We start from the raw sequence: 15,651 nt of genomic DNA, 5'->3' as shown, positions 1-15,651 counted from the left end.
GCATTGGCCCCGCGAGCGCGAACGGGCATTGAAGGTCAGTGATTTGACGCATTGAATCTGCGTCGTAGGGAAGGTAAAGCAAGATGGTACAGGTGAGAGCACACCAGCCGATCAACACTGACGGCAGTATCAATCTCGAGGCTTGGCTCGATCATGCGGTCAGTGTCGATCTGGCACTGGATCGCGAAGCCTTGAAAGAGGCCTGCGAGTACGCTCGCCAGGCCGAGCAGCAATCCAATGCGGCGAAGAATCTCTGGTCCGAAGGCAGCGGCAGTTTCAGCACGGGCCTTGAGATCGCCGAGATCCTTGCCGACCTCAAGCTCGATCAGGATTCGCTGGTGGCTGCGGTTCTCTATCGCGGCGTGCGCGAAGGCCAGATCGAGCTCGCGGCGGTCAGCCAGCGCTTCGGGCCGGTGGTCGCCAAACTGATCGACGGCGTGCTGCGCATGGCGGCAATCAGTGCCAGCCTAAGCCCCCGCCAGTCGATGGTGCTCGGCACCCAGGGCCAGGTGGAAAACCTGCGCAAAATGCTGGTGGCGATGGTCGACGACGTGCGTGTCGCGCTGATCAAGCTCGCCGAACGAACCTGCGCGATCCGCGCGGTGAAAACCGCCGACGACGAAAAACGTAACCGGGTCGCCCGGGAAGTGTTCGACATCTATGCGCCGCTCGCGCATCGACTCGGCATCGGTCATATCAAATGGGAGCTGGAGGACTTGTCCTTCCGTTACCTTGAACCCGATCAATACAAACAGATTGCCAAGCTGCTGCACGAGCGGCGGCTGGATCGTGAGCGTTTCATCTCTGACGTGATGACCCAGCTCAAGGACGAATTGCAGGCCACTGGCGTCGAAGCCGACATCAGCGGCCGGGCGAAACACATCTATTCGATCTGGCGCAAAATGCAGCGCAAGGGTCTGGAATTCAGCCAGATCTACGACGTGCGTGCGGTCCGCGTGCTGGTGCCGGAAATGCGCGACTGCTACACCGCGCTCGGCATCGTCCACACCCTGTGGCGGCACATCCCGAAAGAGTTCGACGACTACATCGCCAACCCGAAAGAAAACGGCTACCGCTCGCTGCACACGGCGGTGATCGGTCCGGAAGGCAAGGTGCTGGAAGTCCAGATCCGGACCCATTCGATGCACGAAGAGGCCGAGCTCGGCGTCTGCGCGCACTGGCGCTACAAGGGCACTGACGTCAAGTCCGGCTCGAATCACTACGAAGAGAAAATCTCCTGGCTGCGTCAGGTCCTCGAGTGGCACGAAGAGCTGGGTGACATCGGCGGTCTCGCCGAACAGCTGCGGGTCGATATCGAGCCGGACCGGGTCTACATCTTCACCCCGGACGGTCACGCCATCGACTTGCCGAAAGGCGCGACGCCGCTGGACTTCGCCTACCGTGTGCACACCGAAATCGGCCATAACTGCCGTGGCGCGAAGATCAACGGGCGCATCGTTCCGCTCAACTACAGCCTGCAGACCGGTGAACAGGTCGAGATCATCACCAGCAAGCACGGTACGCCGAGCCGTGACTGGCTGAACTCGAACCTCGGTTACGTCACCACGTCCCGGGCGCGGGCCAAGATCGTTCACTGGTTCAAGTTGCAGGCCCGCGATCAAAACGTTGCGGCCGGCAAGACTCTGCTCGAACGAGAACTCACTCGCCTCGGCCTGCCGGCGGTGGATTTCGACAAGCTGGCCGACAAGGCCAACATGAAAACCGCCGAAGACATGTTCGCCGCCCTCGGGGCCGGCGACCTGCGTCTGGCGCAACTGGTCAACCTGGCGCAACAGCTGGTCGAGCCGGAACGCGGCAACGAACAGCTGGAACTGATTCCGCGCAAGGCGACCGGCTACAAACCGGGCAAGCGCGGCGACATTCAAATCCAGGGCGTCGGCAACCTGATGACCCAGATGGCCGGCTGCTGCCAGCCGTTGCCGGGCGATGCGATCGTCGGCTACATCACCCAGGGCCGTGGCGTGAGCATTCACCGTCAGGACTGCGCCTCGGTGCTGCAACTGGCCGGGCGCGAGCCGGAGCGGATCATCCAGGTCAGCTGGGGCCCGGTGCCGGTGCTCACCTATCCGGTGGACATCGTCATCCGCGCCTACGACCGTTCCGGTCTGTTGCGTGACGTCTCGCAGGTGCTGCTCAACGAGCGGATCAACGTGCTGGCGGTCAACACCCGCTCGAACAAGGAGGACAACACCGCACTGATGTCCCTGACCATCGAGATCCCGGGGCTGGACGCGCTGGGGCGGTTGCTGGGGCGGATTTCCCAATTGCCGAACATTATCGAAACGCGGCGTAACCGGACTCCATGAAACCGATCTACAGCCTTGAAGACCTGTTGCACTTGATGAACCGTCTGCGCGACCCGCAATACGGTTGCCCATGGGACATCAAACAGACTTACACGACTATCGTCCCGCACACCCTTGAAGAGGCCTACGAAGTCGCCGACGCCATCGAGCGCGGCGACTTCGATCACTTGCAGGGCGAGTTGGGCGATCTGTTGTTTCAGGTGGTGTATTACAGCCAGTTGGCGCGGGAGGAGGGGCGGTTCGAATTCGCCGGCGTGGTCGACAGCATCACCCGCAAACTGATCCGTCGCCATCCGCATGTGTTCCCCACCGGCGATCTATACGCGCCGCTGGATGTGCCGCGCCTGAACGAAGAGCAGGTCAAGCAGCGTTGGGAGGAGATCAAGGCCGAAGAGCGCGCCGAGAAATCCGCCGAGCCGCAGCAACTGTCACTGCTCGACGATGTGCCGGCTGCGTTGCCGGCGTTGTCCCGCTCGGCCAAGTTGCAGAAGCGCGCAGGGCAGGTCGGTTTCGACTGGCCGGATGCGTTGCCGGTGCTGGACAAGGTCCGTGAAGAGCTTGATGAAGTGCTCGAAGCCATGTCCGAAAATGACCCGCAAGCGGTGGCCGACGAGATCGGCGACCTGCTGTTTTCCGTGGTCAATCTGGCCCGGCATCTGAAGGTCGATCCGGAAACCGCATTGCGTGGCGCCAACGCCAAGTTCGAGCGACGTTTCCGTTTTATCGAACAGGCATTGCGCGACACCCACCGACCCATGGAAGATTGCACCCTCGAAGAGTTGGACGCCCTGTGGGGCGAAGCCAAACGTCAGGAAAAGAATTTGCCCAGCTGCGGCTGAGCCGTTGCCCAAGTGAGTAAGCATCAATGAGCCTTTCCCTTCGCGATCAGTTGCTCAAGGCAGGACTGGTCAACCAAAAGCAGGCCAAACAGGTCAGCAAAGACAAACAGAAACAGCAGCGTCTGGCCCACAAAGGCCAGATCGAACTGGACGACTCCCAGCAGCGTGCTGCCCAGGAAGCCATGGCCGAGAAGGTCAAGCGCGACCAGGAGCTGAACCGTCAGCAGCAGGAGAAGGCTGAGGCCAAGGCCCGCGCCGCCCAGGTCAAGCAGTTGATCGAAGTCTCGCGTCTGCCGAAGCTGACCACCGAGGACTACTACAACTTCGTCGACGACAAGAAGGTCAAGCGCATCTCCGTCAACACGCTGATGCGCAACAAGCTCAGCAGCGGTTCGCTGGCGATCGTGCACCATGCCGGCGGCTACGAAGTGATTCCTCGTGAGGCGGCCCTGAAGATTCAGGAGCGCGATCCACAGCGCATCGTACAGCTCAACGAGAAGGTCGAAGAGGTCAATGCCGAGGACGATCCGTACGCGGCCTACGTGATCCCTGATGATCTGATGTGGTAATCGGGTCTCGCCGGGCTGCGAAGCGGCCCTGAAGCACTCAACAACGACAAACCCCGCTCTGGCGGGGTTTGTCGTTTTCAATGCTGTGGTTTTGTTTCAGGCGGATTTCCGATCCCGCTGCTGTTCCTGCAGTTCCAGTTCGGCCTTGTAGTTGTGGGCATCGATCTCGTTGTGGAACATGCCGACCAGCAAGTCTTGTTGATGCACATCCCAGATCCGTACGCCGGCGGCTACGCCTTCATGGGACATGTGTGAATCGTCGCGTTCAGTTACTTTTACAGTCATCTGCTAGCTCCAAATCTCAAGTTATCTGCAGCAAGGCGTGTGCAGGACTCTGTTATAGATTTTGTTAGCCTGCTAAGTAAACGCCCGATTCGTGCAATGTATTCTTGCGAAATCTGCAACAGCGCTGGAGCCCGCAGAAACCGCGACATTCAGTCGCAGGGCATTGAGTTCCATGACAAAAGCTTCATGTTCCTGACGGCGATTTTCAAGCAATACACCGACCCTGTGGGAGCGGGCTTGCTCGCGAATGCGATTTAACATTCAACATTTTTGTCGACTGACCCACCGCTTTCGCGAGCAAGCCCGCTCCCACAGGAGGTTGTGTTTATGGCTGGCGAAAAAAAACGCCCCGAACCAGTCGGGGCGTTTTCATGTGCGGCTCAGCGGGAGGGAATTACTTGCCTTCCCAGCGCTTCAGTACGAGGGTGGCGTTGGTGCCACCGAAGCCGAAGCTGTTGCTCATCACGGTGTTGATGGTGGCGTTTTCGCGGGTCTTGGTCAGCACCGGCAGATCGGCCACTTCAGGGTCCAGTTCGTCGATGTTGGCGGAGCCGGCGATGAAGTTGCCTTCCATCATCAGCATGCAGTAGATCGCTTCGTGAACGCCGGCGGCGCCCAAGGAGTGACCCGACAGGCTCTTGGTGGAGCTGATGGCCGGGGCCTTGTCGCCGAACACTTCACGCACACCTTTCATTTCCGCGACGTCGCCGACCGGAGTCGAAGTGCCGTGGGTGTTCAGGTAGTCGATCGGGGTGTCGACGGTGGACAGCGCCTGCTGCATGCAGCGGATTGCGCCTTCGCCGCTTGGAGCCACCATGTCGTAGCCGTCGGAAGTCGCGCCGTAGCCAACGATCTCCGCGTAGATCTTCGCGCCACGGGCCAGAGCGTGTTCCAGCTCCTCGACCACGACCATGCCGCCACCGCCAGCGATGACGAAACCGTCACGGTCGGCGTCGTAGGCGCGGGAGGCTTGTTCCGGGGTGTCGTTACGCTTGCTGGACAGAGCGCCCATTGCGTCGAACAGGAACGACTGGCTCCAGTGCTCTTCTTCACCGCCACCGGCGAACACGATGTCCTGCTTGCCCATCTGGATCTGTTCCATGGCGGTACCGATGCAGTGAGCACTGGTGGCGCAGGCAGAAGCGATGGAGTAGTTCAGGCCCTTGATCTTGAACGGCGTGGCCAGGCAAGCCGAAACGGTGCTGCTCATGGTCCGCGTTACACGGTATGGGCCGACGCGCTTGACGCCTTTCTCGCGCAGGATGTCCAGCGCTTCCATCTGGTTCAGGGTCGACGCGCCGCCGGAACCTGCGATCAGGCCGGTACGCGGGTTGGACACCTGCTCTTCGGTCAGGCCGGAGTCAGCGATGGCGTCTTTCATGGCCAGGTAGGCGTAAGCCGCTGCGTGGCCGACGAAGCGATAGATCTTGCGATCGATCAGCTCTTCAAGGTTGAGGTCGATGGAGCCGGAAACCTGGCTACGCAGACCCATTTCGGCATATTCCGGGTTGAACCGGATGCCAGGGCGGCTTGCACGCAGGTTAGCGGAGACGGTCTCTTTGTCATTGCCCAGGCACGAAACAATGCCCAGACCAGTGATAACGACGCGGCGCATGCGAATAACCCTTAGAAGTTGTCAGTGGAGGTGAACACGCCGACGCGAAGGCCTTCGGCGGTGTAGATTTCGCGACCGTCGACAGTCACCGAACCGTCGGCAATGGCCAGGTTCAGCTTGCCCTTGAGGACGCGCTTGATATGAATGTTGTAGGTGACTTTCTTGGCGGTCGGCAGGACCTGGCCGAAAAATTTCACTTCGCCCGAACCCAGCGCACGGCCGCGGCCCGGCAGACCTTGCCAGCCCAGGAAGAAGCCGACCAGTTGCCACATGGCGTCCAGACCCAGGCAGCCCGGCATCACCGGATCGCCTTCGAAGTGGCACGCGAAGAACCACAGGTCAGGGTTGATATCCAGCTCGGCGACCAATTCACCTTTGCCGTACTTGCCGCCTTCTTCGCTGATCAGGGTGATGCGATCCACCATCAGCATGTTCGGGGCGGGCAGTTGCGCGTTACCTGGGCCGAACAGCTCACCGCGACTGCAGCGCAGCAGGTCTTCCCGAGTAAAGGCGTTTTGTTTGGTCATGCGAGCTCCTCAATAATCCCATGCGGCAGGTGGGGCAAATCTTCCCGGCCGATCGACGCGTTCATGCCTCGAACCGGCAGCCTACTCATAGACTATTGCGTTGTGGTGAAAGTCACAGCACCAAGGACATGAATGTACACTTGTGCACTGAAATTTTTAATCAAGCCCCTTTTGAGGCTCGTTCGGGTGCCTAAGACTGCCGCACTTTCGCTTTTCATGCCAGTCGCAGATGGTCGAAAGGGCTTCACTACTGCACCCAACGCTGCAGAATCTGCTGCAGATCATTGCGTTTGAATGGCTTGGCCAGGTAATCGTTCATGCCCGCCGACAGGCAGTTTTCGCGATCACCCTGCAACGCATTGGCGGTCAGGGCGATGATCGGCACCTGACCGCCGCCGGGCAGGCCCCGGATCTGCCGGGTCGCCTCGTAACCGTCGATGATCGGTAGCCGGCAATCCATCAGGATGGCTTCGAAACGGTTTTCCCCGGCACTTCGCACCGCCTGCAAACCATCGGTGGCGACGCTGACAGTAAACCCCAGACTGCGCAGCATGGCTTCGATCACTGTCTGGTTGACCGGGTTGTCTTCCACCAGCAGTACATTACGGCCCTCGCCGTGGCCGGTACCGTTCAGCGTGCGGGGTGCGTCCAGCGCGGGCAGGTCCTGCTTATATAAAGCCAGTGGTATTTCCAGGGTGAATACTGATCCGCGACCTTCCTCGCTCTGAGCGCGCAAGGTGCCGCCCATCCGTTCGGCGAGGGTGCGGGCAATCGGCAGGCCTAGACCGGTGCCGCCATAACGACGGGAAATCGAACTGTCGGCCTGCTGGAACGCGTTGAACATCAGCTCAAGGCTCTCCGAGGAAATACCGATGCCGCTGTCACGCACCGCGCAGGTGAACCACAGCAATTCGTGATCCAGCGACTGCCACTGCGCCTCGATGCTGACGCGCCCCTGTTCGGTGAACTTCAGCGCATTGCCGACCAGGTTGACCAGAATCTGCCGGATCCGCGTCGGATCGCCCTGTACCTGCAAGTCGCGCATGTCTTCGGGGATTCGCAGTTGCAGGGCCAGCCCGCGTTGCGCCGCGCTGTGCTGGAATGACTGGGCGCACGCGCCGATCAGGTCGGCGAGGTTGAACGGAATGTGCTCCAGCTCCAGTTCCGAACGCTCGATGCGCGAGAAATCGAGAATATCGTTGATCACCTTGAGCAAATGCTCGGTGGACTCCGAAGCCAGCGCCGCATACTCGACCTGCTCCTCGGTCATGTCGGTGGTTTCCAGCAATTGCAGCATGCCCAGCACGCCGTTCATCGGGGTGCGCAGCTCATGGCTCATCATCGCCAGGAAATCCGATTTGGCGTTGTTGGCCTTTTCCGCCTCTTCGCGGGTCTGGATCAGTTGCGCCATCGCCTGATGCTGTTCGCGGCTGGCCTGCTCCAGCGCCTGGGCCAGGTTGTTGATGTGCTGGGACAGTGCGCCCAGCTCGGTGTCATCGACGATCGGCAGCGGGGTCTTGTAGTCGCCCTCCTGAATCGCCTTGACCGCATTGCCGATGTCGCGGATCGGCTGCGACAGGCTGCCGGCCAGTCGCCGCGCCAGAACAAAGGTGAAGAGCAGGGCGAACAAGGCCAGAATCCCGGCCTTGAGCAGGATCTCCTGTTGGCGCTGACTGAAGGCATCGTTGGACAGACCGACGATCACCCGCCCCAGATAATCCTCGCTGGCCACCCCGGAGCTGCTCTTGCCGTCCTGAAAGAAATCGTTGTGCAAGGCGATGCGTTGCAGCCGCACCGGCGCCTGAAACACTTCGACCTGATGCGGACGGTTGTGCGCATCCGCCGGCTGTTCGACGTAGGCCAGAATCCGGTTGGCGCTGTCCTGCACTTCCAGAAACCGCACGTTCGGCGTGGCCAGCGTGGCCTTGAGCAGGCTTTCCAGGACTTCGTTGTTGCCGGAAATCACCCCGTACTCGGTGGCCGGTGCGAGTTGGTTGGCGATCAACTGGCCGGTGTGGTTCAGCTCCTGACGCAAATCCTGAATGCGCACGAAGGTGAAAAAGCTGATCAGCAGCAAGGTCAGCAACAGCGCAGGGCCCAGACTGATCAACTGAGTGCGGGTGTTGATGTCCCAACGGCGGAAAATCATGGGCGGCGCTCTCCTTCGGCCAGCTCTGCGGCGACAGACGCTTCATTGATCGGTTCTATCCCTAAGGAACGAGCCACCTGCGCATTACTTGAGACTTTAAAACGCCCGGGGTAGAGCGTGCGCGGCCAGGTGCCCGGTGGCCGGTCCAGCAATTCGTCGAGGACGGCCAGCCAGTCGTTCTGATCGCTGTAGGTACTGGCCAGGCTGCCGGCGCGAACGAACGCGATATTCGGCCCGATCAGCGCCAGTTGCCGAGAGTAACTGCTGAGCAACAGGTTCTTCGCGGTTTTCGGGTTGTACAGGTCGGGGTCGTCGAGGCCCAGTAGCACGTCGCTGCTTTTCAGCACGGTCTGCAAGGGGCGGCTGTCATGGGTGTTGTCCCAGCGCTGCGGGACGATTTGCAGATTCAGCGGCTGGGCGGCCGATTGCAGCTCCTTGAGCAGGAACTCGCTGTGCTGATCGAACAGCACGCCGACGCGCCCGGCCTGGGGCAGGATCCGGCGGATCAGTTGCAACTGACGGCTCAGCGGCGGATCGGCCCACAGCAGGCTCAAGTGGGGTGGTTGCGCGTCGCCGAAGCGTTGCCGGGCTTGCAGGCGGCTGATGCGCAGGACCAACGTCGCCGGGCCTTGGCTTTCCTGCATGCGCCAGTCGAGACTCGGGAGATCCAGCAGGATCAGGCGCAGGCTCGACGGCAACTTGCCCGGCGCCGGCAAACTGGCCAGCGGCTGGAAATGCACGCGGTCGGTCGGGCGCAGTTCGCTCAGGGCCTGAACGAAGGACTGCACGCCGGGGCTTTCCTCGGCGCCGGTCAGCAAAATGTCGGCCGCCTGCACCGCCACGCCATGCAGCCACGCTGTCAGGAACAGACAAAGCCCGGCCAGCCATTGGCCGAGTGTTGGCATCTTCCGTGACATGGCGTAGCGCATCTAGAACTCCAGCTCGGCGCTGAAATACACCACGCGGCGTTCGTCGTAATTGTTGTCGACGAAGGTGGTCGGCTCATGGTCGAGGCGTTGTTGCAGCACGCCGGCCAGTTGCAGTTGGGCCTTGCCCAAGGCGATGCGTTTGGCGATGCGCGTGTCGACCCGCTCGAAGCGGTAACCGTTGAGCGCGTTGTCACCGTAATAGAAGAGGGCGCTGTTCCAGCCGTGGCCCCAATCGCGCAGCCAGCCCGCCGAGCCGCTGTTGCGCGCGGTGAATTGCTGGTCCAGTGGGTTGCTCGCCTCGGCGTCGACGAAGGCGTAGGTCAGGCGCAGGCGGTCGGCCGCACTCAGGCGCCAGTCCAGTTGCGTCTCAGTGCCGCGAAAGCGCGAATCGTTGGCGTTGCTGGCAATGTATTGATTGTTGCGCAGCGGCTCGCTGATCATCCCGGTGATTTCGTCGTAGAACAGCTTCACATCCAGCGCCAGGCCCCATTCCGGGAAAAAGCCGTTGTAGCCCAGTTCCCGCGAGCGCATGTGTTCCTGGTCCAGATCGCCGGGGCCCCGGGTCTTGACGAAGTAGCGGGCCGAAGACTGGCCATAGGCGGCGGGCCGCAGGTTGGTCACCTGATAACTCCAGTTGACGTTGTTCTCGAACATGTCCGGCGAACGGATGGCTTCCGAATACACCGCGCGCAGGCTGTGGCGCGGATTGAACAGGTAGTTGACCGCAAACCGGGGCGTCAGCGAGCTGCCGATCAATTGCGTGTCTTCGAACATGGTGCCGCCCTGCAACAGCCAGTGTTCGCTGGCGCGCCATTCCAGCTGGCCGAAGGCGCGCCAGGTGGTGTCGTCCAGCGTGCCGTTGAAATAGGTCTCGGAATCGGCACGGTCGTAACGATAGTTCAGGCCGCTGACCAGACGCAGGCTATCGGACAGGCTGAGGGTGTCCTGCAACTCCAGGTCGTAGCGCGATTCCCGGGCACTCTGGTCGATGTCGCCGCACAGGGTCTGGCGCGCGCCGTTGCGCCACTGATCCAGCACCTGATTGGCCAGGGCCATTTCCTGCGGCGTGCCGGCGGGTGCGCCGGGGCCGGTGAACAGGGTCATGTTGCGGGCCAGGCGTTCGGTGTAGTTCGGGTTGAGTTGCCACAGCTCCGTGAGCTGCGGGCTGAACGACACCTCGGCGTCACAGGCGCGCCAGGTTTGCTGACGATCCCAGTGTTGTGCCGAGCCCTGCACATAAAGACTGTGATCGGGGTTGAGGTCCAGATTCCAGCGCACCGAACCGGCATAGTCCTTGGCAACCACGTCGGAATTGTTCCCGGCAGCCGTAATCCCGGAGAACACCGGACGGTAGGTATAGGGCCGTTGATTGGCCCCGTCCTTGGCGTTGATCTGCCAGTCCAGGCTCTGGTTGTCGCTCAGGGTCTGGCTGACGGCGAGGCTGAAGCGGTTCAAGCGGCGGCTGTCGCGGTAATCGGCGCCGGTGCGGTCGCTGTCGAAGCCGTCGTCTTCCTGGCCGGACAGCGACAGACGCAGGTCGCCGCCATTCCAGCCGGTGCTCTGGCTGGCATAGAAGTCGTTGATGCCGCGTTGGCCGCGCGTCAGCTTCAGCCGCGTGCCGTGGCTGTCCGCCGGGTTGCGGGTGATGATATTAACCACTGCCATCAGCGCGTTGGCGCCGTAGCTGACGGTGTTGGGGCCGCGAAAGACTTCGATGCGCTCAATGTCTTCCATCGCCACCGGGATGTCGCTCCAGTCCACGGTCGCCAGACCGGCGCGGTACACCGAACGGCCGTCGATCAACACTTGCATGCGTCGGGCTTCAGTGGCGTTGGTCCCGTGGTAGTTCACCGCCGCCTGATTGCCGCTGATATTGCCGACCATCATCCCCGGCACCAGCCGCAACAGTTCGCTGATGTCCCGGGCACCGCTGGCGGCGATCAGTTCGCTGTCCAGTACGGTCATGCTGCCCGGGACTTCCGCCGGCGACTGTTTCAGGCGCGTGGCGGTCAGGATCTGCGGCAAGGCCTCACTGTCGACAAACAGGTCGTCCGCCAGCAGCATCGGGCTGAACAGCAGCGCCAGCAGCAGGGACGAACGCGGGGAAGGGGGGCCAGAAAACACGACGCAGCCTTGATAGCAAAGAATTGGCGCGCATGTTAACTGAGGTCGACGACTTTTCCAGTCACGTTGCAGGCATTTTCCTCGGTTTTATTGGTCTTCTTCCTACAAGTGCGGGTAATTGACGCCGGGGCTGTCCGAGAAGGGGACGCTCCGTATAATGCCGGCATCGCCACTGGTATGGATTAACGGATTACATATGACTGAACAGCGCCCGATTGCGGTCCTGGGAGGCGGAAGTTTCGGTACCGCCGTGGCCAATCTGTTGGCCGAGAACGGCCATCAAGTCCGGCAGTGGATGCGTGACCCCGAACAGGCCGAGGCCATCCGGGTCAATCGCGAGAACCCGCGTTACCTCAAAGGCATCAAGATTCTGCCGGGCGTGACCGCGGTCACCGACCTGCAGGAAACCCTCGACGCCTGCGATTTGTGTTTCGTCGCGTTGCCGTCCAGCGCGCTGCGTACGGTACTGGCGGCGCACGCCGAACGCCTGAGCGGCAAGATGCTGGTCAGCCTGACCAAGGGCATCGAAGCCCACACCTTCAAACTGATGAGCCAGATCCTCGAAGAGATTGCCCCGCAGGCGCGCATCGGCGTGCTGTCCGGGCCGAACCTGGCGCGGGAAATCGCCGAGCACGCACTGACCGCCACCGTAGTCGCCAGCGAAGACGAAGAACTCTGCAAAGCCGTGCAGGCTGCATTGCATGGCCGCACCTTCCGTGTCTACGCCAGCGCCGACCGCTTTGGCGTGGAGCTGGGCGGCGCACTGAAAAACGTCTACGCGATCATTGCCGGCATGGCAGTCGCGCTGGAGATGGGCGAGAACACCAAGAGCATGCTGATCACCCGTGCACTGGCCGAGATGACCCGGTTTGCGGTGAATCAGGGCGCAAACCCGATGACCTTCCTCGGTCTGGCCGGAGTTGGTGACCTGATCGTCACCTGCTCGTCGCCGAAAAGCCGCAACTATCAGGTCGGTTTCGCCCTCGGTCAGGGCTTGAGCCTCGACGAAGCGGTGTCGCGCCTCGGCGAAGTGGCCGAAGGGGTCAACACCCTGAAAGTGCTCAAGGCCAAGTCCCAGGACGTCGGCGTGTACATGCCGCTGGTCGCCGGACTGCATGCAATCCTGTTCGAAGGGCGCACGCTTGAACAGGTGATCGGTCTTCTGATGAGAGGCGAGCCGAAAACCGACGTCGACTTTATTTCCACCAGTGGTTTCAACTGATTCAGCAGGGAGCAGGGCATGAACGATCCGAAAACCGAAGCCAAATATGAATCCATCCTCCTGCGGGTGTTGTGGATGATCGTCTACGTGCTGGTCTGGCAGGTAGCGCAGTTCATCCTCGGCGCGGTGGTGCTGGTGCAGTTGATCTATCGTTTGATCTATGGCGCCCCGAGCGCCAGCCTGATGAATTTCGGCGACAGCCTGAGCCAGTTTCTGGCGCAGATCGGTCGTTTCGGCAGTTTCCACAGCGACCAGAAACCCTGGCCGTTCGCCGACTGGCCGACGCCGCGTACCCCGGAAGGTGAAGCGCCACACGTTGTCGCGCCGGCACCGCATCCGGCCCGGGATGAGGAACCCAAGCTATGAAACTCTGGGTATTGCGTCACGGTGAGGCCGAGCCCTATGGCTCGCGTCCCGACTCCGAGCGGGAACTGACCGCCCACGGTCGCAAGGAAGTGTTGAGCAGCGCGGCCCGTTTGATGGGCCAGCCTCTGACCGCCATCTACGCCAGCCCGTACCTGCGGGCGCAGCAGACGGCGCAACTGGTGCGCGAAGCCCTGGGCTTCGAGCCGGAGATCCGCACAGTCGAGTGGCTGACCCCGGAAGTTGACCCGGACCGTGTGGCCGAACAACTGGTGTCGGTGAGCAACGTGCTGTTGGTCAGCCACAATCCGCTGGTGGGAAACCTGCTCAGCTACCTGCAACACGGTGCGGGCTATCCGCCGGAAAAGGTCAGCACCGCCGGGTTGGCCGAGCTTGAACACAGCGAATTGCTGATCGGTTCGATGACGCTCAACAGCCTTAAACATCCCTGAAATTTTTTGTACGAAATAGTCAACCAAGCACTTGCTTGGTTGACTACGCTTGCTCCAGACCAAAAAACAGGAGCGAGTCGAATGTCTTCCGCCTTCCGTTTGCCGCTGGACGTGTTTTACGAACGCGAGGCCCGGCACCCGCGTCAGCGTTTCCTGGTGCAGCCGATCGGCGGCGGGCAGGTCGAGACGCTGACCTGGGCCGACGTCGGCCATCAGGCCCGCTGCGCCGCGCACTGGTTACGGTCCCGGGAATTGCCGCAAGGCAGCCACATCGCCCTGATCTCGAAAAACTGTGCGCACTGGATCATCGCCGACCTGGCGATCTGGATGGCCGGGCATGTCTCGGTGCCGCTCTATCCGAACCTCACCGCCGAATCCGTGAATCAGGTGCTGACTCACTCGGAAAGCGTGCTGGCGTTCATCGGTAAGCTCGATGACTGGCCGGGCATGTCGCCAGGCGTGCCGGCCGGCCTGACCACCGTCAGCCTGCCGCTGCATCCGCCGGGTACGTTCGATTTCAACTGGGACGATGTGCAGCGCAGCTCGCCGATCCAGGACGATCCGCGTCCCGCCGCCGAGCAACTGGCGACCATCATTTACACCTCCGGCACCACCGGCCTGCCCAAGGGCGTGATGCACAGTTTTGCCAACCTCGGGTTTGCGACGACGCGTGGCACGCAGTTGTTCGGTCTTAATGAAAACGACCGGCTACTTTCATATTTGCCGCTGTGCCATGTGGCCGAGCGGATGTTCGTCGAGCTGGCTTCGATCTACACCGGGCAGACGGTGTTTTTCGCCGAGAGTCTCGACACCTTCCTCGCCGATCTCAAGCGGGCGCGGCCGACGGCGATGTTCGGTGTGCCGCGGATCTGGACCAAGTTCCAGATGGGCGTCTACAGCAAGATCCCGGCGAAACGTCTGGATTTCCTCCTCGGTCTACCCTTCATCGGCAAGCGGATAGGCCACAAGGTGTTGGCCGGGTTGGGGCTGGATGCCCTGCGCGTGGCGCTGTCCGGTGCGGCGCCGGTGCCGCTGACCCTGTTGCGCTGGTATCAGAAACTCGGGCTCGACGTGCTGGAGGTCTACGGCATGACTGAAAGCTGCGGGTATTCGCACATCTGCCTGCCGGGGCAATACAAGGAAGGCTGGATCGGTCGGCCGTGCCCCGAAGTTGAGGTGCGGATCGACGAGTCCGGCGAAGTGCAGGTGCGCAGCCAGGCGAACATGCTCGGCTATTTCAAGGAACCGCAGAAAACCTCCGAGACCCTCACCGAAGACGGTTTCCTGCGCACCGGCGACAAGGGCGAGCAGGACGCTGAAGGACGTTTGCGCCTGACCGGGCGGCTCAAGGAAATCTTCAAGACCAGCAAGGGCAAATACGTCGCCCCGGCGCCGATCGAAAATCGGCTGGCGGTGCACTCGCGGATCGAGCAGGTGTGCGTGGTCGGCGATGGCCTGAGCGCGCCGCTGGGGTTGTGCGTGCTGTCGGCCGTGGGCCGGGAAGAGGCCCGCGCGCCGCTGCATTCGAGCCTGGAAAAACTGCTGGAGGAGGTCAACGCCGTACTCGACAAGCACGAGCGCCTGCGCCGGCTGGTGGTGGTCAAGGACAGCTGGGCGGTGGAGAACGGTTTTCTCACGCCGACTTTGAAGATCAAACGCAACATCATCGAAGACACCTACGGAGCACGTTTCGAAGAATGGAGCGAGCGCAGCGAGGCGGTGCTGTGGCAGGATTGAGCGTCGATCAAAACAACAAAGGAAGCCTGCGATGACCTTGTGGCGCACCACTCCGAACATCGAGCAGTTGAACGCAATCCAGAAAAACACCATCGGCGAAGTGCTGGACATCCGCTTCGAATCCTTCGACGAGGAGTCGCTGACGGCCAGCATGGTCATCGACCATCGCACCCATCAGCCTTACGGCTTGTTGCACGGCGGCGCCTCGGTGGTGCTGGCGGAAACCGTCGGTTCGATGGCCAGTTACCTGTGCATCGACGCCAGCAAGTTCTATTGCGTGGGCCTGGAAATCAACGCCAACCATTTGCGCGGCCTGCGCAGCGGACGGGTGACGGCGGTGGCCAAGCCGATTCACATCGGCCGCACCACCCACGTCTGGGACATCCGCCTGACCAGCGATGAAGGCAAGGCCAGCTGTGTATCGCGCCTGACCATGGCGGTGGTGCCGCTGGGAGAACAACCGCCGGCGCGTTGATGCCGAAGCGTCATAGCCCTGACCGGACTGTCATCATT

At 61.5% G+C, this 15,651-nt stretch carries 14 protein-coding genes; 8 read left to right on the top strand and 6 right to left on the bottom strand.

What is annotated here, in order from left to right; genetic code table 11:
• Window positions 1-83: 83 nt before the first annotated feature.
• The 3 genes from relA to CAF63_RS04560 are packed head-to-tail and all read left to right on the top strand — an operon-like array spanning window position 84 to window position 3,735.
• Window positions 84-2,327 carry a GTP diphosphokinase gene (gene relA, locus CAF63_RS04570; RefSeq protein ID WP_085683564.1) on the top strand — a complete coding sequence of 748 codons (2,244 nt, stop codon included), beginning with the start codon at window positions 84-86 and terminating at the stop codon, window positions 2,325-2,327.
• Between the two features lie 5 nt (window positions 2,328-2,332).
• Window positions 2,333-3,166: a nucleoside triphosphate pyrophosphohydrolase gene (mazG, locus tag CAF63_RS04565; RefSeq protein ID WP_085683664.1), complete on the top strand. Its 834-nt coding sequence runs from the start codon at window positions 2,333-2,335 to the stop codon at window positions 3,164-3,166.
• A gap of 26 nt (window positions 3,167-3,192) precedes the next feature.
• The gene (locus tag CAF63_RS04560; RefSeq protein WP_011335479.1) at window positions 3,193-3,735 is read left to right on the top strand and encodes a DUF2058 domain-containing protein; all 543 of its coding nucleotides are present in this window, start codon (window positions 3,193-3,195) and stop codon (window positions 3,733-3,735) included.
• Window positions 3,736-3,831: 96 nt separating this feature from the next.
• On the opposite strand, the gene CAF63_RS04555 is transcribed toward CAF63_RS04560, so the two are convergent.
• The 6 genes from CAF63_RS04555 to CAF63_RS04530 form a co-directional block, all read right to left on the bottom strand.
• A complete protein-coding gene (locus tag CAF63_RS04555; protein WP_039772867.1) occupies window positions 3,832-4,020 on the bottom strand; it encodes a hypothetical protein in 189 nt (62 codons plus the stop codon).
• A 394-nt stretch (window positions 4,021-4,414) separates the two neighbouring features.
• On the bottom strand, window positions 4,415-5,635 hold the full coding sequence (gene fabB, locus CAF63_RS04550; protein ID WP_007957797.1) for a beta-ketoacyl-ACP synthase I: 1,221 nt from the start codon (window positions 5,633-5,635) through the stop codon (window positions 4,415-4,417).
• Between the two features lie 11 nt (window positions 5,636-5,646).
• Window positions 5,647-6,162 (bottom strand): 3-hydroxyacyl-[acyl-carrier-protein] dehydratase FabA, encoded by a 516-nt coding sequence (gene fabA, locus CAF63_RS04545; protein ID WP_003227150.1) that lies wholly within the window; start codon window positions 6,160-6,162, stop codon window positions 5,647-5,649.
• A gap of 247 nt (window positions 6,163-6,409) precedes the next feature.
• Window positions 6,410-8,311 carry an ATP-binding protein gene (locus tag CAF63_RS04540; protein WP_085683563.1) on the bottom strand — a complete coding sequence of 634 codons (1,902 nt, stop codon included), beginning with the start codon at window positions 8,309-8,311 and terminating at the stop codon, window positions 6,410-6,412.
• On the bottom strand, window positions 8,308-9,240 hold the full coding sequence (locus tag CAF63_RS04535; protein WP_085683562.1) for an ABC transporter substrate-binding protein: 933 nt from the start codon (window positions 9,238-9,240) through the stop codon (window positions 8,308-8,310). Before CAF63_RS04535 ends, CAF63_RS04540 begins: the two co-directional genes overlap by 4 nt.
• Window positions 9,241-11,304: a TonB-dependent receptor plug domain-containing protein gene (locus CAF63_RS04530; RefSeq protein WP_371807390.1), complete on the bottom strand. Its 2,064-nt coding sequence runs from the start codon at window positions 11,302-11,304 to the stop codon at window positions 9,241-9,243.
• 256 nt (window positions 11,305-11,560) lie between these two features.
• On the opposite strand from CAF63_RS04530, the gene CAF63_RS04525 reads away from it, so the two are divergent.
• The 5 genes from CAF63_RS04525 to CAF63_RS04505 all read left to right on the top strand — a co-directional run bounded on the left by CAF63_RS04525 (window position 11,561) and on the right by CAF63_RS04505 (window position 15,613).
• Window positions 11,561-12,586, top strand: coding sequence for an NAD(P)H-dependent glycerol-3-phosphate dehydrogenase (locus CAF63_RS04525; protein ID WP_007957803.1), 1,026 nt, complete (start codon window positions 11,561-11,563; stop codon window positions 12,584-12,586).
• Window positions 12,587-12,604: 18 nt separating this feature from the next.
• Window positions 12,605-12,952 carry a DUF4389 domain-containing protein gene (locus CAF63_RS04520; protein ID WP_007957804.1) on the top strand — a complete coding sequence of 116 codons (348 nt, stop codon included), beginning with the start codon at window positions 12,605-12,607 and terminating at the stop codon, window positions 12,950-12,952.
• Entirely contained in the window at window positions 12,949-13,401 is a 453-nt protein-coding gene (gene sixA / locus CAF63_RS04515; RefSeq protein ID WP_007957806.1) for a phosphohistidine phosphatase SixA, read from the top strand. Before CAF63_RS04520 ends, sixA begins: the two co-directional genes overlap by 4 nt.
• An 81-nt stretch (window positions 13,402-13,482) precedes the next feature.
• The gene (locus tag CAF63_RS04510; protein WP_085683560.1) at window positions 13,483-15,138 is read left to right on the top strand and encodes an AMP-binding protein; all 1,656 of its coding nucleotides are present in this window, start codon (window positions 13,483-13,485) and stop codon (window positions 15,136-15,138) included.
• A gap of 31 nt (window positions 15,139-15,169) precedes the next feature.
• Window positions 15,170-15,613 (top strand): hotdog fold thioesterase, encoded by a 444-nt coding sequence (locus CAF63_RS04505; protein WP_007957810.1) that lies wholly within the window; start codon window positions 15,170-15,172, stop codon window positions 15,611-15,613.
• Window positions 15,614-15,651: the final 38 nt, after the last annotated feature.

The organism is Pseudomonas sp. B20(2017) (genome assembly GCF_002113125.1).
Classification (GTDB): domain Bacteria; phylum Pseudomonadota; class Gammaproteobacteria; order Pseudomonadales; family Pseudomonadaceae; genus Aquipseudomonas.
The sequence above is the reverse complement of the archived record's forward strand: the minus strand, read 5'-3'. Positions and strand labels throughout refer to the sequence as shown.

Bases quoted from the DNA above. Each gene is read 5' to 3' on its own strand.
- relA (WP_085683564.1), top strand. From the start codon at position 84: ATGGTACAGGTGAGAGCACACCAGCCGATCAACACTGACGGCAGTATC.
- CAF63_RS04560 (WP_011335479.1), top strand. From the start codon at position 3,193: ATGAGCCTTTCCCTTCGCGATCAGTTGCTCAAGGCAGGACTGGTCAAC.
- CAF63_RS04555 (WP_039772867.1), bottom strand. From the start codon at position 4,020: ATGACTGTAAAAGTAACTGAACGCGACGATTCACACATGTCCCATGAA.
- fabB (WP_007957797.1), bottom strand. From the start codon at position 5,635: ATGCGCCGCGTCGTTATCACTGGTCTGGGCATTGTTTCGTGCCTGGGC.
- fabA (WP_003227150.1), bottom strand. From the start codon at position 6,162: ATGACCAAACAAAACGCCTTTACTCGGGAAGACCTGCTGCGCTGCAGT.
- CAF63_RS04540 (WP_085683563.1), bottom strand. From the start codon at position 8,311: ATGATTTTCCGCCGTTGGGACATCAACACCCGCACTCAGTTGATCAGT.
- CAF63_RS04535 (WP_085683562.1), bottom strand. From the start codon at position 9,240: ATGCGCTACGCCATGTCACGGAAGATGCCAACACTCGGCCAATGGCTG.
- CAF63_RS04530 (WP_371807390.1), bottom strand. From the start codon at position 11,304: ATGCTGCTGGCGGACGACCTGTTTGTCGACAGTGAGGCCTTGCCGCAG.
- CAF63_RS04525 (WP_007957803.1), top strand. From the start codon at position 11,561: ATGACTGAACAGCGCCCGATTGCGGTCCTGGGAGGCGGAAGTTTCGGT.
- CAF63_RS04520 (WP_007957804.1), top strand. From the start codon at position 12,605: ATGAACGATCCGAAAACCGAAGCCAAATATGAATCCATCCTCCTGCGG.
- sixA (WP_007957806.1), top strand. From the start codon at position 12,949: ATGAAACTCTGGGTATTGCGTCACGGTGAGGCCGAGCCCTATGGCTCG.
- CAF63_RS04510 (WP_085683560.1), top strand. From the start codon at position 13,483: ATGTCTTCCGCCTTCCGTTTGCCGCTGGACGTGTTTTACGAACGCGAG.
- CAF63_RS04505 (WP_007957810.1), top strand. From the start codon at position 15,170: ATGACCTTGTGGCGCACCACTCCGAACATCGAGCAGTTGAACGCAATC.